Source organism: Pseudomonas sp. N-137 (assembly GCF_034555295.1).
In the GTDB taxonomy this organism is placed as follows: Bacteria; Pseudomonadota; Gammaproteobacteria; order Pseudomonadales; family Pseudomonadaceae; genus Aquipseudomonas; species Aquipseudomonas rhizophila.
On record NZ_JAXUDQ010000018.1, the window covers coordinates 177,384 to 198,936 of the forward strand.

20 protein-coding genes are annotated in these 21,553 nt (G+C 58.7%); 19 read left to right on the plus strand and 1 reads right to left on the minus strand.

What is annotated here, in order from left to right; translation table 11 throughout:
* Nucleotides 1-3: 3 nt before the first annotated feature.
* The 17 genes from T3A99_RS15740 to nudK all read left to right on the plus strand — a co-directional run bounded on the left by T3A99_RS15740 (nucleotide 4) and on the right by nudK (nucleotide 17,308).
* Nucleotides 4-411, plus strand: coding sequence for a F0F1 ATP synthase subunit I (locus T3A99_RS15740; protein WP_047230099.1), 408 nt, complete (start codon nucleotides 4-6; stop codon nucleotides 409-411).
* 16 nt (nucleotides 412-427) lie between these two features.
* Nucleotides 428-1,297, plus strand: a complete 870-nt coding sequence (gene atpB, locus T3A99_RS15745; protein WP_047230098.1) for a F0F1 ATP synthase subunit A — start codon at nucleotides 428-430, stop codon at nucleotides 1,295-1,297.
* A gap of 132 nt (nucleotides 1,298-1,429) precedes the next feature.
* Nucleotides 1,430-1,687 carry a F0F1 ATP synthase subunit C gene (gene atpE / locus T3A99_RS15750; protein ID WP_003097235.1) on the plus strand — a complete coding sequence of 86 codons (258 nt, stop codon included), beginning with the start codon at nucleotides 1,430-1,432 and terminating at the stop codon, nucleotides 1,685-1,687.
* Between the two features lie 58 nt (nucleotides 1,688-1,745).
* Nucleotides 1,746-2,216, plus strand: a complete 471-nt coding sequence (locus T3A99_RS15755) for a F0F1 ATP synthase subunit B (protein ID WP_047230097.1) — start codon at nucleotides 1,746-1,748, stop codon at nucleotides 2,214-2,216.
* A gap of 12 nt (nucleotides 2,217-2,228) precedes the next feature.
* A complete protein-coding gene (locus T3A99_RS15760) occupies nucleotides 2,229-2,765 on the plus strand; it encodes a F0F1 ATP synthase subunit delta (protein WP_047230096.1) in 537 nt (178 codons plus the stop codon).
* A 21-nt stretch (nucleotides 2,766-2,786) separates the two neighbouring features.
* Complete coding sequence (atpA, locus tag T3A99_RS15765; RefSeq protein ID WP_025216279.1) at nucleotides 2,787-4,331, plus strand: F0F1 ATP synthase subunit alpha; 1,545 nt, start codon at nucleotides 2,787-2,789, stop codon at nucleotides 4,329-4,331.
* A gap of 50 nt (nucleotides 4,332-4,381) precedes the next feature.
* Nucleotides 4,382-5,242, plus strand: coding sequence for a F0F1 ATP synthase subunit gamma (gene atpG / locus T3A99_RS15770; protein ID WP_003207090.1), 861 nt, complete (start codon nucleotides 4,382-4,384; stop codon nucleotides 5,240-5,242).
* Nucleotides 5,243-5,269: 27 nt separating this feature from the next.
* Entirely contained in the window at nucleotides 5,270-6,646 is a 1,377-nt protein-coding gene (atpD, locus tag T3A99_RS15775) for a F0F1 ATP synthase subunit beta (RefSeq protein ID WP_047230095.1), read from the plus strand.
* Nucleotides 6,647-6,691: 45 nt separating this feature from the next.
* Entirely contained in the window at nucleotides 6,692-7,117 is a 426-nt protein-coding gene (locus T3A99_RS15780; RefSeq protein ID WP_047230094.1) for a F0F1 ATP synthase subunit epsilon, read from the plus strand.
* A 115-nt stretch (nucleotides 7,118-7,232) separates the two neighbouring features.
* Nucleotides 7,233-8,600, plus strand: a complete 1,368-nt coding sequence (gene glmU / locus T3A99_RS15785) for a bifunctional UDP-N-acetylglucosamine diphosphorylase/glucosamine-1-phosphate N-acetyltransferase GlmU (protein WP_076383162.1) — start codon at nucleotides 7,233-7,235, stop codon at nucleotides 8,598-8,600.
* A 223-nt stretch (nucleotides 8,601-8,823) separates the two neighbouring features.
* Nucleotides 8,824-9,600, plus strand: a complete 777-nt coding sequence (locus T3A99_RS15790) for a DeoR/GlpR family DNA-binding transcription regulator (RefSeq protein WP_047230092.1) — start codon at nucleotides 8,824-8,826, stop codon at nucleotides 9,598-9,600.
* A gap of 1 nt (nucleotide 9,601) precedes the next feature.
* Nucleotides 9,602-11,434 carry a glutamine--fructose-6-phosphate transaminase (isomerizing) gene (gene glmS / locus T3A99_RS15795; protein ID WP_160891444.1) on the plus strand — a complete coding sequence of 611 codons (1,833 nt, stop codon included), beginning with the start codon at nucleotides 9,602-9,604 and terminating at the stop codon, nucleotides 11,432-11,434.
* Nucleotides 11,435-12,005: 571 nt separating this feature from the next.
* Entirely contained in the window at nucleotides 12,006-12,977 is a 972-nt protein-coding gene (locus tag T3A99_RS15800) for a tripartite tricarboxylate transporter substrate binding protein (RefSeq protein ID WP_047226652.1), read from the plus strand.
* Between the two features lie 80 nt (nucleotides 12,978-13,057).
* Entirely contained in the window at nucleotides 13,058-13,540 is a 483-nt protein-coding gene (locus T3A99_RS15805) for a tripartite tricarboxylate transporter TctB family protein (RefSeq protein WP_322834545.1), read from the plus strand.
* 9 nt (nucleotides 13,541-13,549) lie between these two features.
* Nucleotides 13,550-15,070 (plus strand): tripartite tricarboxylate transporter permease, encoded by a 1,521-nt coding sequence (locus T3A99_RS15810; RefSeq protein ID WP_047226654.1) that lies wholly within the window; start codon nucleotides 13,550-13,552, stop codon nucleotides 15,068-15,070.
* A 121-nt stretch (nucleotides 15,071-15,191) separates the two neighbouring features.
* On the plus strand, nucleotides 15,192-16,619 hold the full coding sequence (locus T3A99_RS15815) for an FAD-binding oxidoreductase (protein WP_076386513.1): 1,428 nt from the start codon (nucleotides 15,192-15,194) through the stop codon (nucleotides 16,617-16,619).
* A gap of 95 nt (nucleotides 16,620-16,714) precedes the next feature.
* A complete protein-coding gene (nudK, locus tag T3A99_RS15820; RefSeq protein WP_139048699.1) occupies nucleotides 16,715-17,308 on the plus strand; it encodes a GDP-mannose pyrophosphatase NudK in 594 nt (197 codons plus the stop codon).
* A 71-nt stretch (nucleotides 17,309-17,379) separates the two neighbouring features.
* Here the strand turns inward: nudK and T3A99_RS15825 are convergent, their stop codons facing one another.
* Nucleotides 17,380-19,593 carry an LTA synthase family protein gene (locus T3A99_RS15825; protein WP_322834546.1) on the minus strand — a complete coding sequence of 738 codons (2,214 nt, stop codon included), beginning with the start codon at nucleotides 19,591-19,593 and terminating at the stop codon, nucleotides 17,380-17,382.
* Nucleotides 19,594-19,873: 280 nt separating this feature from the next.
* On the opposite strand from T3A99_RS15825, the gene T3A99_RS15830 reads away from it, so the two are divergent.
* Together T3A99_RS15830 and T3A99_RS15835 are read left to right on the plus strand one after the other, a co-directional pair.
* Nucleotides 19,874-20,776: a LysR family transcriptional regulator gene (locus T3A99_RS15830; RefSeq protein WP_076383170.1), complete on the plus strand. Its 903-nt coding sequence runs from the start codon at nucleotides 19,874-19,876 to the stop codon at nucleotides 20,774-20,776.
* A 125-nt stretch (nucleotides 20,777-20,901) separates the two neighbouring features.
* Complete coding sequence (locus T3A99_RS15835; RefSeq protein ID WP_076383171.1) at nucleotides 20,902-21,528, plus strand: glutathione S-transferase family protein; 627 nt, start codon at nucleotides 20,902-20,904, stop codon at nucleotides 21,526-21,528.
* Nucleotides 21,529-21,553: the final 25 nt, after the last annotated feature.

Sequence of the window (21,553 nt, forward strand, 5' to 3'; positions counted from 1 at the left end):
GCGATGGAAACACGCACGCCAAACCGCTTGCCGTTCCATCGTCTGGCTGTTTTCCCGGTGTTGATGACCCAATTCGTCGTTGTACTGATCGCTGCTTTGGCGCTCTGGCAATGGAAGGGAGTCGTCGCCGGATACTCAGGGCTTTGCGGAGGCCTGATAGCCTTGCTTCCCAATATTTATTTCGCTCACAGGGCATTTCGGTTTTCCGGCGCCCGAGCAGCCCAAGCCATCGTCCGGTCTTTTTATGCCGGTGAGGCGGGGAAACTGATTTTGACGGCAGTGCTGTTTGCATTGACGTTCGCAGGTGTGAAGCCACTGGCGCCGCTGGCTGTATTCAGCGTCTTCGTGCTGACCCAACTGGTTAGCTGGTTCGCTCCCCTGCTAATGAGAACAAGACTTTCGAGACCTTAGGGCGTTTGAGGCAACCATGGCAGAGACAACCGCTTCGGGCTATATCCAGCACCACTTGCAGAACCTGACCTTCGGGCAGCTACCCAATGGCGGCTGGGGCTTTGCTCACACCGCAGCAGAAGCCAAGGAAATGGGCTTCTGGGCCTTCCACGTCGATACGCTCGGCTGGTCGGTCGCACTGGGTCTGATCTTCGTGCTTCTTTTCCGCATGGCGGCGAAGAAGGCGACTTCCGGTCAGCCTGGTGCACTGCAGAACTTCGTTGAAGTATTGGTCGAATTCGTCGATGGCAGCGTGAAAGACAGCTTCCATGGCCGTAGCCCGGTGATCGCACCGCTGGCACTGACCATCTTCGTCTGGGTGTTCCTGATGAACGCCATCGACCTGGTACCGGTCGACTGGATTCCTCAGCTGGCCATCCTGATCTCCGGCGATTCGCACATCCCGTTCCGCGCCGTGTCGACTACCGACCCGAACGCGACCCTGGGCATGGCGTTCTCGGTTTTCGCACTGATCATTTTCTATAGCATCAAGGTCAAGGGCATCGGCGGCTTCATCGGCGAACTGACCCTGCACCCGTTCGGCAGCAAGAACATTCTCGTTCAGGCCCTGCTGATCCCGGTGAACTTCCTTCTGGAGTTCGTGACCCTGATCGCCAAACCGATCTCCCTGGCCCTGCGTCTGTTCGGCAACATGTATGCCGGCGAGCTGGTGTTCATCCTGATCGCCGTGATGTTCGGCAGCGGTCTGCTCTGGCTCAGCGGCCTGGGTGTAGTTCTGCAGTGGGCGTGGGCTGTGTTCCACATCCTGATCATCACCCTGCAGGCGTTCATCTTCATGATGCTGACCATCGTCTACCTGTCGATGGCGCACGAAGAAAACCATTAAGGCCAGTCTCGACTAGTCTGATGTCCTTCCCGGTCACACGGAAAGGGGCCCGAACGGGCTTGATGAAACGATTTGTTTTACCGCTTTAATCTAAAAAACCTAAACCATACGACGTAAAAGTCGGGAGGAAAGATGGAAACTGTAGTTGGTCTAACCGCTATCGCTGTTGCACTGTTGATCGGCCTGGGCGCACTGGGTACCGCAATTGGTTTCGGCCTGCTGGGCGGCAAGTTCCTGGAAGGCGCCGCGCGTCAGCCAGAAATGGTTCCAATGCTGCAAGTTAAAATGTTCATCGTGGCTGGTCTGCTCGACGCCGTGACCATGATCGGTGTTGGTATCGCTCTGTTCTTCACCTTTGCGAACCCGTTCGTTGGTCAAATCGCTGGCTAATTACTCGGATGTCTCGAGTAGATTGGTGTGATGGACAACGTAACTGCGAGGTGTTGGCGTGAACATTAATGCGACCCTGATTGGCCAGTCCGTTGCGTTCCTGATTTTTGTACTGTTCTGCATGAAGTTCGTATGGCCTCCGGTCATTGCGGCATTGCACGAACGTCAAAAGAAGATCGCGGATGGTCTGGACGCTGCCAGCCGTGCAGCTCGCGACCTGGAGTTGGCCCATGAGAAAGTGGGTCAGCAACTGCGCGAAGCGAAAGCTCAGGCAGCTGAAATCATCGAGCAAGCCAAGAAACGCGGTACCCAGATTGTCGACGAAGCCCGTGAACAGGCTCGCGTCGAAGCTGACCGTGTGAAGGCTCAGGCTCAAGCCGAGATCGAACAGGAACTGAACAGTGTCAAAGACGCCCTGCGTGCCCAAGTGGGTGCCCTGGCTGTTGGCGGTGCTTCGAAGATCCTGGGTGCCACAATCGATCAAAACGCGCACGCAGAGCTGGTAAACAAACTGGCTGCTGAAATTTAAGCGAGGGCGATCATGGCAGAACTGACCACGTTGGCCCGACCTTACGCTAAGGCGGCCTTCGAGCACGCTCAGGCCCACCAGCAACTGGCCAATTGGTCAGCCATGCTCGGCCTGGCAGCAGCGGTGTCGCAAGACGACACCATGCAGCGCGTGCTCAAGGCCCCGCGACTGACGAGCGCAGAAAAGGCCGCCACGTTCATTGACGTGTGCGGCGACAAGTTCGATGCCAAGGCACAGAATTTCATTCACGTCGTTGCCGAAAACGACCGTCTCCCGCTTCTGCCGGAGATCGCCGCATTGTTCGACCTGTACAAGGCTGAGCAAGAGAAGTCGGTAGACGTGGAAGTGACCAGTGCTTTTGCATTGAACCAAGAACAGCAAGACAAACTCGCCAAGGTTCTCAGTGCACGACTCAACCGGGAAGTGCGTCTGGACGTTACGGAAGACCCTGCCTTGATTGGTGGTGTCGTTATCCGCGCCGGTGACCTGGTTATCGATGGCTCGATTCGCGGCAAAATCGCGAAACTTGCCGAAGCATTGAAATCTTGAGTTTGAAGGGGCAGCAGAGCAATGCAGCAACTCAATCCTTCCGAAATAAGTGAAATTATCAAGGGCCGCATCGACAAGCTCGATGTGACCTCCCAAGCCCGTAACGAAGGCACTGTCGTCAGCGTATCTGACGGCATCGTGCGGATTCACGGTCTGGCCGACGTCATGTACGGCGAGATGATCGAGTTTCCGGGCGGCGTCTACGGTATGGCCCTCAACCTGGAGCAAGACTCTGTAGGTGCCGTGGTATTGGGCGCGTACACGTCTCTGGCTGAAGGCATGAGCGCCAAGTGCACCGGCCGCATCCTCGAAGTTCCGGTTGGTAAGGAACTGCTGGGTCGCGTAGTCGACGCACTGGGTAACCCAGTTGACGGCAAAGGTCCGCTGAACAACACCGAGACCGATGCGGTCGAGAAAGTTGCTCCAGGCGTGATCTGGCGTAAGTCGGTAGACCAGCCTGTACAGACTGGCTACAAGGCTGTCGATGCCATGATCCCTGTCGGCCGTGGCCAGCGTGAGCTGATCATCGGTGACCGTCAGATCGGTAAAACCGCTCTGGCGATCGACGCGATCATCAACCAGAAGAACAGCGGCATTTTCTGCGTCTACGTGGCAATTGGTCAGAAGCAATCGACCATCGCCAACGTGGTTCGCAAGCTGGAAGAAAACGGCGCCCTGGCCAACACGATCATCGTGGCTGCCAGTGCTTCGGAATCTCCTGCGCTGCAGTTCCTGGCACCGTACTCCGGTTGCACCATGGGCGAATACTTCCGCGACCGCGGTGAAGACGCGCTGATCGTTTATGACGATCTGTCCAAGCAGGCAGTGGCTTACCGCCAGATCTCCCTGCTGCTGCGCCGTCCACCAGGCCGTGAAGCTTACCCAGGCGACGTGTTCTATCTCCACTCCCGTCTGCTGGAGCGCGCATCCCGCGTTTCGGAAGAGTACGTAGAGAAGTTCACCAACGGCGCAGTGACCGGCAAAACCGGTTCCCTGACCGCACTGCCGATCATCGAAACCCAGGCTGGCGACGTTTCCGCGTTCGTTCCGACCAACGTGATTTCCATCACCGACGGTCAGATCTTCCTGGAATCGGCCATGTTCAACTCCGGGATCCGTCCTGCTGTGAACGCCGGTGTTTCGGTATCCCGTGTGGGTGGTGCCGCTCAGACCAAGATCATCAAGAAGCTCTCCGGTGGTATCCGTACCGCTCTGGCTCAGTACCGTGAACTGGCGGCATTCGCCCAATTCGCGTCTGACCTGGACGAAGCGACCCGTAAGCAACTTGAGCATGGTCAGCGCGTTACCGAGCTGATGAAGCAGAAGCAATACGCTCCGATGTCGATCGCTGACATGGCGTTGTCGCTGTATGCCGCTGAACGTGGGTTCCTGACTGACGTCGAAATCGCCAAGGTCGGCAGCTTTGAACAAGCGCTGATTGCTTACTTCAACCGCGATCACGCCGATTTGATGGCGAAGATCAACGTGAAGGGTGACTTCAATGACGAAATCGACGCTGGCATGAAAGCCGGTATCGAGAAGTTCAAGGCCACCCAAACCTGGTAAGCCGCAGCGGGAGTCGCAAGGCTCCCGCTTGCTAACCTGATAGGTGTTACATGGCAGGCGCAAAAGAGATTCGCAGTAAGATTGCGAGCATCAAAAGCACGCAAAAGATTACCAGCGCCATGGAAAAAGTGGCGGTCAGCAAAATGCGCAAGGCACAAATGCGCATGGCTGCTAGCCGTCCCTACGCGGAGCGCATCCGCCAGGTAATTGGTCATCTGGCCAACGCCAACCCGGAATATCGCCACCCGTTCATGATCGACCGCGCCATCAAGCGCGTCGGTTACGTTGTGGTGAGCAGTGACCGTGGTCTGTGCGGTGGCTTGAACACCAACCTGTTCAAGGCCCTGGTCAAGGACATGGCTGTAAACCGTGAACAAGGCGTCGAGATCGATCTGTGCGTGATTGGTAGCAAAGGTGCGGCTTTTTTCCGCAACTTCGGCGGTAACGTCGTCGCTGCTATCAGCCACCTGGGTGAAGAGCCGTCGATCAATGATCTGATCGGCAGCGTCAAGGTGATGCTGGATGCTTACCTGGAAGGCCGTATTGACCGCCTGTCCGTGGTATCCAACAAATTCATCAACACCATGACGCAACAGCCTACCGTGGAGCAGTTGATTCCACTGGTGGCGACCCCGGAACAGGAACTCAAGCACCACTGGGACTACCTCTACGAACCGGATGCCAAAGAGCTGCTTGACGGCTTGATGGTCCGCTACGTGGAATCGCAGGTTTACCAGGCGGTGGTCGAGAACAACGCAGCTGAACAAGCGGCGCGGATGATCGCGATGAAGAACGCTACCGACAACGCCGGTGATCTGATCAGTGATTTGCAACTGATCTACAACAAGGCGCGTCAGGCTGCGATCACCCAAGAGATCTCGGAAATCGTCGGCGGCGCTGCCGCGGTTTAACGGTTCAAATATTCAGAGGATCCAGCTATGAGTAGCGGACGTATCGTTCAAATCATCGGCGCCGTTATCGACGTGGAATTTCCACGCGACAGCGTACCGAGCATCTACAACGCGCTGAAAGTACAAGGCGCGGAAACCACTCTGGAAGTTCAGCAGCAGCTGGGCGACGGCGTGGTACGTACCATTGCGATGGGCTCCACCGAAGGCTTGAAGCGCGGTCTGGATGTTGTCGACTCTGGCGCAGCCATCTCCGTACCGGTCGGTAAAGCGACCCTGGGCCGGATCATGGACGTACTGGGCAACCCGATCGACGAAGCAGGTCCGATCGCCACCGAAGAGCGCTGGGGCATTCACCGTCCTGCGCCATCCTTCGCTGAACAGGCAGGCGGCAACGACCTGCTGGAAACCGGCATCAAGGTTATCGACCTGGTTTGCCCGTTCGCCAAGGGCGGTAAAGTCGGTCTGTTCGGTGGTGCCGGTGTGGGCAAGACCGTAAACATGATGGAACTGATCCGTAACATCGCCATCGAGCACAGCGGTTATTCCGTGTTCGCCGGTGTGGGTGAGCGTACTCGTGAGGGTAACGACTTCTACCACGAGATGAAGGACTCCAACGTTCTGGACAAAGTGGCACTGGTTTACGGTCAGATGAACGAGCCGCCGGGAAACCGTCTGCGCGTAGCCCTGACTGGCCTGACCATGGCCGAGAAGTTCCGTGACGAAGGTAACGACGTACTGTTGTTCGTCGACAACATCTACCGTTACACCCTGGCCGGTACTGAAGTATCCGCACTGCTGGGCCGTATGCCTTCGGCAGTAGGTTACCAGCCGACCCTGGCTGAAGAGATGGGCGTGCTGCAAGAGCGCATCACTTCGACCAAGGAAGGTTCGATCACCTCGATCCAGGCGGTATACGTACCGGCGGACGACTTGACCGACCCGTCGCCAGCGACCACCTTCGCCCACTTGGACGCCACCGTCGTTCTGTCCCGTGACATCGCTTCCCTGGGTATCTACCCAGCGGTAGACCCACTGGACTCGACTTCGCGTCAGCTGGACCCGAACGTGATCGGCCAGGAGCACTACGACACCGCTCGCGGCGTTCAGTACGTGCTGCAGCGTTACAAAGAGCTGAAGGACATCATTGCGATCCTGGGTATGGACGAGCTGTCGGAAACCGACAAGCAGTTGGTATCCCGCGCTCGTAAGATCCAGCGCTTCTTGTCGCAGCCGTTCTTCGTGGCTGAAGTCTTCACCGGTGCCTCGGGTAAATACGTTTCCCTGAAAGACACCATTGCTGGCTTCAAAGGCATCCTCAACGGTGACTACGACCACCTGCCAGAACAAGCGTTCTACATGGTCGGCGGCATCGAAGAAGCGATCGAGAAAGCCAAGAAACTGTAATCCCGGCGCCCGGCAACGGGCGCTAATTTAGGTTGAGGCAATCAGATGGCTATGACAGTCCATTGCGATATCGTCAGTGCGGAAGGGGAAATTTTCTCCGGTCTGGTCGAGATGGTGGTTGCGCATGGTGAGCTGGGCGATCTTGGTATCGCTCTGGGTCACGCACCGCTGATCACTAATCTGAAACCAGGTCCGATCCGCTTGATCAAGCAGGGCGGGGAATCCGAGGTGTATTACATCTCCGGTGGTTTCCTCGAGGTTCAGCCGAACATGGTCAAGGTCCTTGCCGACACCGTGCAACGTGCTGCCGACCTGGACGAAGCCTCCGCTCAGGAAGCCGTCAAGGCTGCTGAGAAGGCCTTGCATGAGCGCGGCGCCGAGTTCGATTACGGCTCTGCTGCTGCACGTCTGGCCGAGGCCGCAGCTCAGCTGCGCACCGTCCAGCAGATCCGCAAGAAGTTCGGCGGTTAAGCCGTCTGCTTTCTGTGCGATTGATTAAAAAGGGTAGCCTCGGCTACCCTTTTTTCTTTTTCCGACACTCATCATCTGGTCGCAGCCGCTGACCACCCAGGATTGGTAGCCAGTCATGTCTCTCGAAATCGTTATCCTCGCGGCGGGTCAAGGCACTCGCATGCGTTCGGCGCTGCCCAAGGTATTGCACCCGGTGGCCGGCAATTCCATGCTCGGTCATGTTATCCACAGCGCCCGGCAACTTGATCCACAGCGCATTCACGTGGTGATCGGCCACGGGGCGGATGCTGTGCGTGAGCGTTTGGCGGCGGATGACCTTAATTTTGTCCTGCAGGATAAACAACTGGGGACCGGCCACGCGGTGGCCCAGGCGGTGCCATTTATTACTGCCGATACGGTACTGATTCTCTACGGCGACGTGCCGCTGATCGAAGTCGATACCTTGCAGCGCCTGCTCAAGCATGCTGCTCCACAGCAATTGGGCCTGCTGACCGTCGAGCTGGATGACCCCACTGGTTACGGCCGCATTGTGCGCAACGCCGACGGCCAGGTGACAGCGATTGTCGAGCAAAAGGACGCCAACGAAGCCCAGCGCGCGATCACCGAAGGCAACACCGGCATTCTTGCCGTACCGGCTGAACGCCTGGGCGACTGGATGAGTCGTTTGTCGAATAACAATGCCCAGGGCGAGTACTACCTGACCGATGTGATTGCCATGGCTGTCAACGACGGGCTGGTGGTCGCCACTGAGCAGCCGCTGGATGCCATGGAAGTGCAGGGCGCCAACGATCGCCGGCAACTGGCCGAACTGGAGCGTCACTATCAATTGCGCGCCGCCCGCCGTCTGATGGCTCAGGGCGTGACCCTGCGCGACCCGGCCCGTTTCGATGTGCGCGGTGAAGTCAGCGTCGGCCGCGATGTGGTCATCGACATCAACGTTATCCTTGAAGGCAAGGTCATCATCGAAGACGACGTGGTCATCGGCCCGAACTGTGTGATCAAGGACAGTACCCTGCGAAAAGGCGTGGTGATCAAAGCCAACAGTCACCTCGATGGCGCCGTCATGGGCGAAGGCAGCGACGCGGGCCCATTTGCTCGCCTGCGTCCGGGTACTGTGCTGGAAGCCCGCGCCCATGTGGGTAACTTCGTCGAGCTCAAGAATGCCCACATGGGCGAAGGCGCCAAGGCCGGTCACCTGACCTATCTGGGTGACGCTGAAATCGGCGCACGCACGAACATTGGTGCCGGTACCATCACCTGTAATTACGACGGCGCCAATAAGTATCAGACGACTATTGGTGAGGACGTGTTCATTGGCTCCAATAATTCGCTGGTTGCACCGGTGACCATCGGTGATGGATCAAACACCGCAGCAGGTTCAACCATCAATCAGGATGTGGATAAGTCTCAACTCGCTGTGGCCCGTGCGCGGCAGCGCAACATCGATGGCTGGAAGCGCCCAGTCAAAATCCAGAAAACCTGAGTTATCCACAACTCCGGTCGCCGCCATCGCGAGCAGGCTCGCTCCCACACTGAATTCTCGGCTGACACGGGCCCCGTGGACGCTGCAATCAATGTGGGAGCGAGCCTGTTCGCGATGGCGTTCATGTTCACCCAGTTTCTGAATTTTTCTGCTCTTGTCTTGACGACATGCTTCCAATAGGTTTTGATTACTTACGTTATCTTTCGAATCGAAACTTATCCTTATGTCCAAGCGCAACACACCACAGCGCCGCCACAACATCCTAGCCTTGCTTCAAGAGCAGGGCGAAGTCAGTGTTGATGAGTTGGCCAAGCGCTTCGAAACCTCGGAAGTTACGATTCGCAAGGATCTCGCCGCGTTGGAAACCAATGGTTTGCTGCTGCGTCGTTACGGTGGTGCGGTCCCCATGCCGCAGGAACTGGTCGCCGATAACGGGCAAGCCGTCTCCAAATACAAACAAGCCATTGCCCGGGCCGCGGTGAAGCGGGTCCGCGAACATGCGCGGATTATCATCGACAGCGGCAGCACCACCGCGGCAATGATTCCTCAGCTCGGACTGCAGCCGGGGTTGGTGGTGATGACCAATTCCCTGCATGTCGCCAGTGCCCTGAGCGAGCTGGAGCATGAACCGGTGCTGTTGATGACCGGCGGCACCTGGGATCCTCATTCCGAGTCGTTCCAGGGCCAAGTCGCGGAGCAGGTCCTGCGCTCCTACGATTTCGACCAGTTGTTTATCGGCGCCGACGGCATCGATCTGGTCCGAGGCACCACCACTTTTAACGAACTGCTGGGCCTGAGCCGTGTAATGGCTGAGGTAGCCCGCGAAGTGATCGTGATGGTGGAGGCCGACAAGATCGGCCGAAAAATCCCCAACCTGGAACTGCCGTGGAGCAGCGTCCATACCCTTATTACCGATGATCGCCTGCCCGTGGAGGCCCGCGATCAGATTCAGGCCCGTGGGATCAATGTGATCTGCGCGTCTGTCAGCCAGGAGAAATAGCATGTGTGGAATTGTCGGCGCCGTTGCTGAACGCAACATCACTGCAATCTTGCTCGAAGGCCTCAAGCGCCTCGAATACCGTGGTTATGACAGCGCCGGTGTGGCGGTGTTTACCAACGACGAGAAGCTTGAGCGCATGCGACGCCCAGGTAAGGTCAGTGAGCTGGAGCAAGCGTTGGACGCCGAGCCGCTGGTGGGGCGCCTGGGCATCGCGCACACCCGCTGGGCCACTCATGGCGCGCCGTGCGAGCGTAACGCCCACCCGCATTTCTCCGACAACCTGGCGGTCGTGCACAACGGCATTATCGAGAATCACGAAGCGCTACGTGAGCAACTCAAGGCGCTCGGCTATGTGTTCACCTCCGACACTGACACCGAAGTCATTGCCCACCTGCTCAATCACAAGCTCAAGGAACTGATGGACTTGACTGCGGCGCTCAAGGCCACCGTCAAGGAATTGCATGGCGCCTATGGCTTGGCGGTGATCAGTGCCGAGCAGCCGGATCGACTGGTTGCTGCCCGCAGCGGCAGCCCGTTGGTGATCGGTCTGGGCCTTGGGGAAAACTTCCTGGCTTCCGATCAGCTGGCGCTGCGTCAGGTCACTGACCGCTTCATGTACCTGGAAGAGGGCGATATCGCCGAAATTCGCCGCGACAGCGTGCAGATCTGGGACATCGACGGCAAAGCCGTTGAGCGCGAGACCGTTCAATACCGTGACGGCGCCGAAGCCGCCGACAAGGGCGAGTTCCGGCACTTCATGCTCAAGGAGATCCACGAACAACCGGCTGTGGTGCAACGCACCCTGGAAGGCCGCATGAGCCAGAGTCAGGTGCTGGTCCAGGCGTTCGGGCCACAGGCCGCCGAGCTGTTCGCCAAGGTTCGCAACGTGCAGATCGTTGCCTGTGGCACCAGCTACCACGCTGGTATGGTTGCTCGTTACTGGTTGGAAGAGTTGGCCGGTATTCCGTGCCAGGTCGAAGTCGCCAGCGAATTCCGTTACCGCAAAGTGGTGGTGCAACCCGACACCCTGTTCGTCACCATTTCCCAGTCCGGTGAAACCGCCGACACCTTGGCCGCCCTGCGTAACGCCAAGGAGATGGGTTTCCTTGCCAGCCTGGCGATTTGCAACGTGGGCATCAGCTCGTTGGTGCGCGAATCCGACCTGACCCTGCTGACCCAAGCTGGCCGTGAAATCGGTGTGGCGTCGACCAAGGCGTTCACCACGCAGCTGGTGGGCCTGCTGTTGCTGACCCTGTCCTTGGGACAGGTGCGCGGGACCTTGGGCGAGGGTGTTGAGGCAACATTGGTGGAAGAGCTGCGCCGCCTGCCGACCCGTCTGGGCGAAGCCCTGGCGATGGACAGCACCGTGGAAAAAATCGCCGAGTTGTTCGCCGAGAAGAACCACACCCTGTTCCTGGGGCGTGGCGCGCAATTCCCGGTGGCGATGGAAGGCGCCCTGAAGCTCAAGGAAATTTCCTATATCCACGCTGAAGCCTATCCGGCCGGTGAACTCAAGCACGGCCCGCTGGCCCTGGTGGATAACGATATGCCCGTGGTCACCGTGGCGCCGAACAACGAGCTGCTGGAAAAGCTCAAGTCCAACCTGCAGGAAGTGCGCGCCCGTGGCGGCCAGCTGATTGTCTTTGCCGACGAGAAGGCCGGCATGACCAATGGTGAAGGTACTCACGTGGTGCACATGCCGCACATCCACGACATCCTGTCGCCGATCCTCTACACGATCCCGCTGCAGTTGTTGTCGTACTATGTCGCGGTACTCAAGGGCACTGACGTCGACCAGCCACGAAACCTGGCCAAGTCTGTGACAGTGGAGTAAGCCCTGGCAGCCGGGGTCGCGGAGGTGGTTTCGTCTCCTCTGCACCCTGGCGTCACCGGTTGCTGCCCTCCACCCCCCGGCTCCTGAGCGGCACCGCTGATCGCCGCTCGTCTGATCGTCACCCCCGCATTGCTCCTCATGAGCGTAAACATGAGGCCACGTCTTCCCGCTCGCACCGATTCAACAAATATCCGCGTTGACAAAAATTATTTTAGGTGACGATAATCGGCCAAGTCGTACGACAACGTATGACATAAAATAATAAAATCGACGCAGGCCCTGCTATGCCATTCGCTCCGACGGCTCATCAGCATCGCTCTCTGCCCTTTCTGCATAACCGTAGAAGGGCGCATCTCTTCTCGCTTATGCATCCCAGCCAAGCGGGCCATGGCTTTCCAGACAGCCATACTTGTTCGACTCAACCAAATTCCTTGCATCGTTCGCTTCCTGCTGCGCCCCAGTACGGCATTGCCACTGCGCGCGGGTTGGCAATACACCCGATTCATCCTCGCGACACCCATACCCAACTCCCTACCAACACCTTCTACGGCAGCATCTTTGGAGAACAATAATGAGAAAAACACTATGCGCCTCTCTCGTCGCTTCCTTCTTGAGCCTCACCGCCGGAGCGGCCGTTGCCGCTGATGCGAGCGACTGGCCGACACGTCCGGTGCAGGTGGTGGTCATTGCCAACGCCGGCGGCGATACCGACTTCAACGCACGGATGATGGCCAAGTACTTCACCAAAGTGACCGGTAAGTCCATGGTCGTCACCAACATGGCCGGCGGGGGCGGCACCATCGCTGCCGACGCGGTCAAGAGCGCGGCGCCAGATGGCAACACCATTCTGTTCACCCACACCGGTCAGATGATCGTTAACGAAGTGGCAGGGTTGTCCGAAGATCGCTTCGATGCATTCGATGTCTCCTGCATCGCGGGCGTCGATAAAGGCGCTGTGTTCGTCTCTGCCAAAAGCTCGGGCATCGACACCCTCGATCAGTTGATTTCACAGGCCAAGGCCAAGCCAGGCACCATCACCTATGGCACCGAGATGGGTAACTTCTCGCACCTGCAAGGCTTGATGTTCGAGAAGCTCGCCGGCGTCAAACTGAAGATGGTCGACAGCGGCACCGTTTCGGAAAAAGTGGTGGCCTTGCTGGGCAAGCGCATTGACCTGGGTGCTATCAGCTATGGTTCGGTTCAGGATTACATTGCCAGCGGCAAGATGACCGCTCTGGGGCAGCCTAACGCAGAGCGCAACCCGCTGCTGGGTGACGTCAAGACGTTCAAGGAGCAAGGCGTGGACCTGGTCCTGGACAAGCCTTACATCGTCGCTTTCCCGAAAGGCACAGACCCGGCCATCGTCAAGAAAATGGCTGACACCATGAAGAAAATCACCGAAGAACCTGAATACGCTGAAGAGCTCAAGAAGTCCTTCAAGCAGCCTGTCAGCTTCCAGGGCACCGAAGAAGCCATTGCTACGCTGACCAAGACCCGTGACGACTTCATGCAGTTCAAGGACGAAATGCGTAAAGCCAAGTAAATCCTGGGAAACAGGATGGGGCGCTTACCGTATTGGCCAGCGCCCCTTTGCTCGGCCCTTCAAGTGAAAGAGGATCCTGTATGGATACCTACAAAAGAAATGAATTGTTCGCCGGCCTGGCGATGCTCGGTGCTGGTGTGGCGTACATGTTGTTGACCGCGAATCTGCCGCGTCGCGGTTTTGTCGACGCCGCTTTTGTGCCCTGGATTCTTTCCGGCGCGCTGTGCCTGTTGGGCGTGTTGCAGTTGCTGGCCTGGAGAAAACTGCCTCAGCAACGTGCCGAGCCTGTCGAGCCGGGCGAAGCCGCTGAATCGATCGATTACCCGACGGTTATCAAATCCATCGCCCTGGTGACGCTCTTCACCGCGCTGCTGGAAGTTGTCGGTTTCGTGATCATGACCACGCTTTACCTCTACGCCCAATTCATCGTGTTGACCCCCGCTGATCAGAAGGTCAAGCACGGGCTTTATGCCGTGATCGCGGTCGTTTCAGCAGCGTTGATTTTTGTGATCTTCCGTGAGGGCTTCGATTTGATGCTGCCCGCCGGTCTATTGGATTTCTAGGGGACGGTGATGATTGAGCTCCTGCAACAAGGCTTCGGTGCCGTATTCTCGCCCTACGTATTTGTCCTGATCACCCTCGGCGTTGCAGTGGGGATCGTCTTTGGTGCGGTGCCCGGCCTTTCGGCCACCATGGCCATCGCCCTGTGCTTGCCGCTGACCTATTCGATGGGCCCGGCCACGGGTCTGTCACTGCTGGTTGCTCTGTTTGTCGGCGCCACCTCAGGGGGGCTGATTTCAGCGATATTGCTCAACATACCGGGCACGCCGGCCTCCATCGCCACGACGTTCGATGGTTCGCCGATGATGAAAAAGGGCCTGGGCGTCAAAGCCCTGGGCATTGGCGTGGTGTTCTCGTTCCTGGGCACGATTTTCAGCATTGCGGCGTTGATGTTTATCGCCCCGATCCTGGCGGACGTGGCCTTGAGTTTCGGTCCCCATGAATATTTCTCCATTGCCGTTTTTTCGCTGACTCTGATTGCCACACTGTCTACCGGTTCGCTGGTCAAAGGGCTGTTCGCCGGCGCCTTGGGCTTTGCCTTTTCAACCGTCGGGATCGCCCCGGTCGACGCCATTCGGCGTTTCACGTTCGACCTGCCGAGTCTTAACGGTGGCTTCGCCATGCTTACCGTCATGATCGGCATGTTTGCGGTCTCCGAAGTGCTGAAATTCGCCGAGAGCGCCCGCTCAAGCCACCGTGCCAAGCCACAGAACATCAGCATGAAAGGCGTGAAAGGGTTTGGTTTTTCCATCAAGGAGTTCATCAGCCAATTGCCGAACGCGACCCGCTCGGCGTTCATCGGCCTGGGCATCGGGATCCTGCCGGGCATCGGCGCTGGTACCTCGAACATTGTTTCCTACATCGCGGCAAAAAAGCGCTCAAAGCACCCGGAAGAATTCGGTAAAGGCTCCATCGAGGGTGTGGTTGCCAGTGAAACCGCGAACAACGCCGGTATTGGCGGTGCGATGATCCCGCTGCTGACCCTGGGTATTCCCGGAGACACCACCACGGCGGTGATGCTTGGCGGCTTCATGATTCACGGCATCCAGCCTGGCCCGCTGTTGTTCATCAGTCAGGGATCGCTGGTCTACACCATCTTTGCCGCGCTGATTCTGGCTTCGTTGCTGATGTTGGTGCTGGAGTTCTACGGACTGCGCATCTTCATCAAGTTGCTGGCGGTGCCCAAGCACATTCTGTTGCCGATCATCCTGGTGCTCTGCGTAGTCGGTGCGTTCGGCCTCAACAGCCGCATCTTCGACGTCTGGGCGGTGCTGCTGTTCGGCCTGATGGGCTATGGCTTCGTCAAAGGTGGACTGCCGATTGCGCCGTTCATCATTGGCTTCATCCTCGGCCCTATGGCGGAAACCAACCTGCGGCGCGGTCTGATGCTCTCGGATGGCAACTTCAGTGGTTTCCTCACCACGCCGATCTCGGCGGTCTTCCTGGCCCTCGCAGCGGCGTCTGTCTCCTGGCACCTGGTGACGGTGATCCGTCACAAGAAAAGTGCCGCCATTGAGCTGATGCGCAGCTAGTTCATCTCAATCGGTCGCTTCCACTGCTGCAACGCACGATGTGCGCTGCAGCAGCCGAATTCAAACGCCGGAGACAGTCATGCAAAACCCCAATTCTCTCTCTTCGGCCGATCTCGACCCGATGGCCTGGGAGACGTTGATCCAAAGCGTCGAGCAAGTGGTCGGCGCGGCGGGGCTGGTGCGTGATCCTGAACTTATGCACAGCTACCTGACTGACTGGCGTAACGCTTACCAAGGCCGGGCCGCACTGGTGGTGCGCCCGGCCACAACCGAAGAAGTGGCGGCGGTGGTGCGGCTTTGCCATGACGCCGGGGTTGCCTTGGTGCCGCAGGGCGGCAATACCGGATTGTGCGGCGGCTCGATCCCGGATTCGTCTGGTCGTCAGGTGGTGCTGTCCTTGACTCGGATGAAGCGCATCCGCGAAATCGACCTGGCCAATGAAACCATAACGGTCGAGGCCGGGGTGATTCTGCGGCAGTTGCAAGAAGCCGCTAGCCAGGCCGGTCGCTTGTTCCCGCTGTCACTGGGGGCCGAAGGCAGTTGCACGGTGGGCGGCAATCTGGCCACCAATGCCGGCGGCACGGCCGTGCTGCGTTACGGCAACATGCGCGAGCTGACCCTTGGGCTTGAGGTGGTATTGCCGGATGGACGTGTCTGGCACGGCTTGCGAGGTTTGCGCAAAGACAACACCGGCTACGACCTCAAGCATCTATTCATTGGCTCGGAAGGTACGCTTGGGATTATCACGGCGGCGGTACTCAAGTTGTTTCCGGCCACCCATAGCACGGCCACCGCTTGGGTCGCACTGCCCACGCCGCAGGCCGCGGTGGACTTGATCGGGCATGTTCGCAGCCTCTGCGCCGACCGTCTGACGGGCTTTGAGATGATGTCGCGCCAGAGCCTGGAGTTCGTCCTGGATCATGTGGCCGGTTGCAGTGACCCCTTGCAAGGGCCGCACCCGTGGTACGCCCTGATCGAATTGCGCGACACGGTGCCCGACGCACCTTTGGACCTGTTGCTGGAAAGCGGCCTGGGCCATGCATTTGAGACCGGGTGGGTGATTGATGCCGTGATCGCCAGCAACCAGACTCAGGCTGCGGCATTGTGGGCTCTGCGCGAAGGTATTTCCGAGGCGCAGAATCATGAAGGTCCGAGCCTCAAGCATGACATCAGCGTGCCCGTCAGCCAGATTCCGGCGTTCATCGAGCGTACCGATAGCGCCTTGCAACAGGCGTTTCCCGGCGTACGCATTGTTTCTTACGGTCACATGGGGGATGGCAACCTGCACTACAACATCAGCAAGCCGCTGGGCCATGCCGATGCCCCGTTCAAGGCCCAGGAACAAGCGATCATGCAGGTCATCTACCAGATGACGAGCGCTTTCAATGGCAGCATCAGTGCCGAACATGGTCTGGGGCAAGCCAAGCCGGACGCGGCGGCCCATTTCAAGGATCCGCTGGAGATCGAGTTGATGCGTGCCATCAAGCACACGCTGGATCCGACCGGGTTGATGAACCCCGGAAAGGTGTTTGCCACCGGGCTGGAGTGATCGATCCTGCCTCTGCTAGCCTGCCTCAATCATGGCAGGCCGTCGGCCTTTAGGGCCACTCTGCCGCTTTCAGACACTGGACATGGAACGGCTGAATGACTCAGATAAGCACCAAAGATCGCGTGCGCATCAAGAAAGTCGAAGTGCTCTCGGACAACTGGTACGTGCTGCGCAAAACTACCTACGACTACCTCGGCCGCGATGGCCAGTGGCGCGAACTGGCCCGCGAGACCTACGATAGGGGCAACGGCGCGACCATCCTGTTGTACAGCAAGGCCAAGCAAACCGTGGTGCTGACCCGGCAGTTCCGCTTCCCGGCCTTCGTCAATGACCACGATGGTCTGTTGATCGAAACCTGTGCCGGCCTGCTGGATAACGACGACCCGCACACCTGCATCCGCAAGGAAACCCAAGAGGAAACCGGCTATATCGTCCAGGATGTACGCAAGGTGTTCGAGGCATTCATGAGCCCAGGGTCGGTGACAGAACGCCTGCATTTTTTTGTCGGCGAATACTTCGACGAAGATAAACAGCATGAGGGCGGCGGGCTGGAAGCCGAGGGCGAGGAGATCGAAGTGTTGGAGATGTCTCTCGACAAGGCGCTGGGCATGATCGAAACCGGGGATATCTGCGACGGCAAGACCATCATGCTGTTGCAGTACGCCAAGCTGCATCGGTTGCTGGATTAGCCTGCTTCATTGATCAATTCAGCCCAGGACGATGTAAGGCGCAGCGTAGGTCATTGGCTGCGCGATTTCATTCAACTGGACTGGGCGTCACTGTCTTCCTGGACGAGGTTCAGGTAATCCGAGGGTTCTGTCTGCTCCGGCAGTTCGGTCACGACACTGAAGTCACTGATTTCGATGGCGCCCACCCCGTGCCCCAGCAGATGGAAAGAGAAGGCCTTGCGGGGTTGCGGGTTATCGAAACGGATGTTCATCACCAGCGGCTGTTCGGGCGTCACCGCCACTTCCGTCGGCAGGTCGATCGCTACATCCTGCTCGAACTCTTTGGCCTTGAGGGAAATATAGGCCGCATTGTCCGGACCCAGGGCGCGGATGGTCAGGCTGACGCGGGTCTGTGAGCCCTTGGGCATCTCCAGGTATTGGGCACCGATCAGGTTGTCGGTCCAGTCGTTGGTGATCTGGGCCGGAAGCGGGATTTGATCAGCGCTGCCAAACTGATAATGCTGGTTGAGCGGTGTATGGAGCAGGGTGCGGTCCAGGGCCGTGGCCCGCGCGCTGATCAACCTGGCCCGTTGACCGCTGTATTGCCCGCCGTAAGTGGCGCGCTCCGTGATGAAACCTTCGCTGGTGTAATAGCGGCAGCGCTGCAGGAAATCGCATTCGGTGAAAGTGCTCTTGCCATCGTGGTAGCGCAGCTTGCCGTTGGTGAACGACATGATTTCCCGGCCCGTTGCGTAGTCCCGGAACAACGAGCGACCGGACAATGACTTGGGCACTTTGAAACCGAAGTAATCGAGGACCGAGGCGCTCAGGTCCACATGACCGTAGACCCCCGACTTGACCCGGGGCAATGGCTCCGGCGCCAATGTCAGGTTGAAACCCCAGGATGACGCCAGGCGTACATCGTCGATGCCGTGGGATTCGTCCGAGGTGATGATCACCAGGGTGTCTTTCAGCACGCCTTGGCGTTCCAGCCCCGACATGAAGCTGTCCAGTGCGTCATCCAGGTAACCGACGGCCGCCTGCTTGGTGGTGTCGTAGCGTTGCAGGTAGTCATCCGGCGCTGAGTAGGGCTGGTGCGTGCCCACCGTCAGCAGCGTAAGCATCCAGGGCTTCTTTGCCTTTTGCAGTTGCCCGACGTAATCCAGCGCGCCCTCGAAGAATGTCTTGTCGTCCTTGCCCCAAGGGAATTCCAGATAGGCAGGTTTGGTGAACCAGTCCATGCCCAGGGTGGTGTCGAAGCCGATGTGCGGCATGATCCGGTCCTTGGCCATGAACCGCAGGCCCGCACCTTGCAGGAAGTGCGTGGAGAACCCGTTGCGGCGCAACTGGGCCGGCAGGCAGGCTTGGTTGCGCCGGCTCAGGTTCAACATCTCGACGCCTTTGGGCGTGCCGTCGTCGAATTTGTCGTAGTCGCCACACAGCATCGAATACAGACCACGAATGGTCTGATGGTTGTGCAGGACGTAGTCGGGTGTATTCATGCCGCGCTTGGCCCAGGCACTGAGGTGCGGCATCAGGTCCTCCTGATAGCTGCTTTTCAGGGCCTGACGGTTGACGCCCACGTAGGCGCCAGGAACGCCTTCCAGGGTGATGATCAGGACGTTGCGGGCCCGGCCCGGTGCAGGCAGGATTTTCTGGCCTTCAAGATCGAGCCGGGTAAGACCCTCCATGGGCGGGGCTTGAACCACTGTGTCATCTTCAAGCCATAGTTGGGTTCGATCCTGCCCGGCGGCAACGGCCGCCGTGACGAGTTGGTGGGGAAGATTGAACAGGTTCCATTGGTCTGCCTCACTGGGTCGCCAGGTTTGCACCACACTGTGACTCAGCAAAAGCACTACCGGCAGCGCCCAGGCGTGGCGCGGCAAGCGAGGCGCCATATACAACCGGCGGGGCCATTGGACGATCAGCCAGACCATCAACGCGGCCAGTTGCACCCCTGCCAGCCAGGGATGGGCGAAGCCGCCGCTGGTGGAGTTTTCGACGAATTGCGGGTCGGTCAGGTAATGCAGGTCCGATGGGGTGGGCATGCGCCCGACAGCACTGACCAGTTCGATGCTGGCCAGCGTCAGCATGCTCCAGATCAGCAAAATGGGTAATGCCACCCACCAGGGACGACGGTAAAGCAGCACGATCAGCAACCCGCCCATGCCCAGGTCAGACAGATAGCCCAGCGGATCGGACCATCCCAGCGAGAGGCGCAGGCCCATGGGGATGATTAATACACATCCGGCCAGGGCGATGAGAGGGGCAAGGGGGTGCGTGAAGCCGCGGTAAAAAACATTCACAAAAAGGGGCCTTCCGATGGACGCCAGTCAGGCACGCATCTTGTGGACACGGGCTTGCGAGCAAGCCCGTGTCCACAAGACCTACGCCATGGTTCGAGTCATTAAGTTGTCATGAAAGTATGCTCGATGGTACCAAGCATAGTCGCAATTGACCGGGTCGATGTGCCGATGCCCGATCGCGTTGCGCTGTGGTTCGCTGGCGCAGCCCCCTACAATGGCGGTGCGGCGCTGATTTGAGGTGCGCAGCCAACTTGTATCAAGGTTTCTCATTGGGGGATGAATGGACAGGTTTCAGGAAATGCAGGTTTTTGTCGCCGTGGCCCAGGACTCCGGTTTCTCGGCGGCGGCGCGACGCCTGGGCCTGTCGGCGGCCAGCGTCACACGCGCCGTGGCGGCGTTGGAGCAGCGTATCGGTACGCCCTTGCTGGTGCGCACCACCCGCAACGTATACCTGAGCGAAGCGGGCCAGCGCTTTCTCGAGGACTGCCGTCGAATTCTGGCGGATTTGCAGGAAGCCGAGGATTCAGCGGTCGGCAGTCACGCCCAGCCCCGCGGGCAATTGACGATTACCGCCCCGGTGCTGTTTGGTCAGTTGTTTGTCACGCCGGTGCTGGTCGATTACCTGCAGCAATTCCCCGAGGTCGGCATCAATGCCTTATTGCTGGACCGTATAGTCAGCATGGTCGAGGAGGGCATCGACATTGCCATACGCATTGGCGAGTTGCCCGACAGCAGTCAGCACGCCGTGCGTGTGGGTGAAGTACGACGGGTGGTTTGCGGTTCCCCTGATCTCTTCGCTCGCCATGGCCGACCCGCACACCCGCAGGATCTGGAGCACATGCCGGTAGTCGCCTCATCGGCCACCGGTCAGATCAGAAACTGGACGTTCATCGACGCAGGGCAACCGCTCTCTGTGCGACCCGCGCCCAGACTGGTGGTCACGGCCAACCAGGCCGCAATCACGGCGGCCTGTCAGGGGTTGGGGTTGACTCGGGTCTTGTCTTATCAGGTGGCGGGCAACGTTGCCAACGGGGAACTGGAGATCGTTCTGGCTGACTTCGAACTGCCGCCCCTGCCGATCCATGTGGTGTACCAAGGTGGACGCAAAGCGCCGGCGCGAGTACGCAGTTTTGTTGACTTTACCGTCCGTGCATTGCGTGAGCACCCGGACTTGAAAGGCTGAGACATTGTTTCGCTGTTTGAAACAATGGATTGCATATTCGGGTGATTCTCTAGTCTTCAGTCGAAGCGGAAGATGACCCCATCGACGCCGTTCTGCTGATGGCGTCACTTGCAACGGAGTCGACCATGAATCCCATCAAGCTTTATCACTTTCCGCTTTCCGGCCACGCGCATCGCGTTCAGTTGATGCTTTCCTTGCTCGGGTTGCCCGTCGAGGTGGTTTTTGTTGACCTGGCCAAAGGCGAACAAAAACAGGCAGATTTCCTGGCCATTAATGCCTTTGGCCAAGTCCCGGTCATTGACGATGACGGTATGGTGCTGGCCGATTCCAACGCCATCCTGGTGTACCTGGCAAGCAAGTATGGCAAGGGCCACTGGCTGCCAACGGATCCGGTCGGCGTCGCCCGGGTGCAGCGCTGGTTGTCGGTGGCGGCCGGGCCGCTCCATGCGGGGCCGGCCGCGGCGCGATTGATTACGGTATTCGGCGCGCCTTACAACGCAGAGGAGGTGATCGCCCGTTCCCACAGCCTGCTCAAGGTCATTGATCAACACTTGAGCAGCAGCGCGTATCTGACAGGTGACGTTGCGACGATTGCCGATGTTGCCGGCTACAGCTACATCGCCCATGCCCCGGAGGGCAATGTGTCGCTGGAAGACTACCCCCACGTACGTGCATGGCTGGGGCGGATCGAGGCCTTGCCCGGGTTCGTCGGTATGCCGCGTACGGTTGCCGGGTTGCAACAGCACGTCTGAAATGCACTGAGCCGCCTTGAGGCGA

Coding starts and splice junctions, on each gene's coding strand:
- T3A99_RS15835 (WP_076383171.1), top strand. CDS start 20,902: ATGAATCCCATCAAGCTTTATCACTTTCCGCTTTCCGGCCACGCGCAT.
- glmS (WP_160891444.1), top strand. CDS start 9,602: ATGTGTGGAATTGTCGGCGCCGTTGCTGAACGCAACATCACTGCAATC.
- T3A99_RS15780 (WP_047230094.1), top strand. CDS start 6,692: ATGGCTATGACAGTCCATTGCGATATCGTCAGTGCGGAAGGGGAAATT.
- atpG (WP_003207090.1), top strand. CDS start 4,382: ATGGCAGGCGCAAAAGAGATTCGCAGTAAGATTGCGAGCATCAAAAGC.
- atpE (WP_003097235.1), top strand. CDS start 1,430: ATGGAAACTGTAGTTGGTCTAACCGCTATCGCTGTTGCACTGTTGATC.
- T3A99_RS15790 (WP_047230092.1), top strand. CDS start 8,824: ATGTCCAAGCGCAACACACCACAGCGCCGCCACAACATCCTAGCCTTG.
- T3A99_RS15830 (WP_076383170.1), top strand. CDS start 19,874: ATGGACAGGTTTCAGGAAATGCAGGTTTTTGTCGCCGTGGCCCAGGAC.
- atpB (WP_047230098.1), top strand. CDS start 428: ATGGCAGAGACAACCGCTTCGGGCTATATCCAGCACCACTTGCAGAAC.
- T3A99_RS15740 (WP_047230099.1), top strand. CDS start 4: ATGGAAACACGCACGCCAAACCGCTTGCCGTTCCATCGTCTGGCTGTT.
- T3A99_RS15815 (WP_076386513.1), top strand. CDS start 15,192: ATGGCCTGGGAGACGTTGATCCAAAGCGTCGAGCAAGTGGTCGGCGCG.
- T3A99_RS15760 (WP_047230096.1), top strand. CDS start 2,229: ATGGCAGAACTGACCACGTTGGCCCGACCTTACGCTAAGGCGGCCTTC.
- T3A99_RS15805 (WP_322834545.1), top strand. CDS start 13,058: ATGGATACCTACAAAAGAAATGAATTGTTCGCCGGCCTGGCGATGCTC.
- T3A99_RS15800 (WP_047226652.1), top strand. CDS start 12,006: ATGAGAAAAACACTATGCGCCTCTCTCGTCGCTTCCTTCTTGAGCCTC.
- atpA (WP_025216279.1), top strand. CDS start 2,787: ATGCAGCAACTCAATCCTTCCGAAATAAGTGAAATTATCAAGGGCCGC.
- atpD (WP_047230095.1), top strand. CDS start 5,270: ATGAGTAGCGGACGTATCGTTCAAATCATCGGCGCCGTTATCGACGTG.
- T3A99_RS15810 (WP_047226654.1), top strand. CDS start 13,550: ATGATTGAGCTCCTGCAACAAGGCTTCGGTGCCGTATTCTCGCCCTAC.
- nudK (WP_139048699.1), top strand. CDS start 16,715: ATGACTCAGATAAGCACCAAAGATCGCGTGCGCATCAAGAAAGTCGAA.
- glmU (WP_076383162.1), top strand. CDS start 7,233: ATGTCTCTCGAAATCGTTATCCTCGCGGCGGGTCAAGGCACTCGCATG.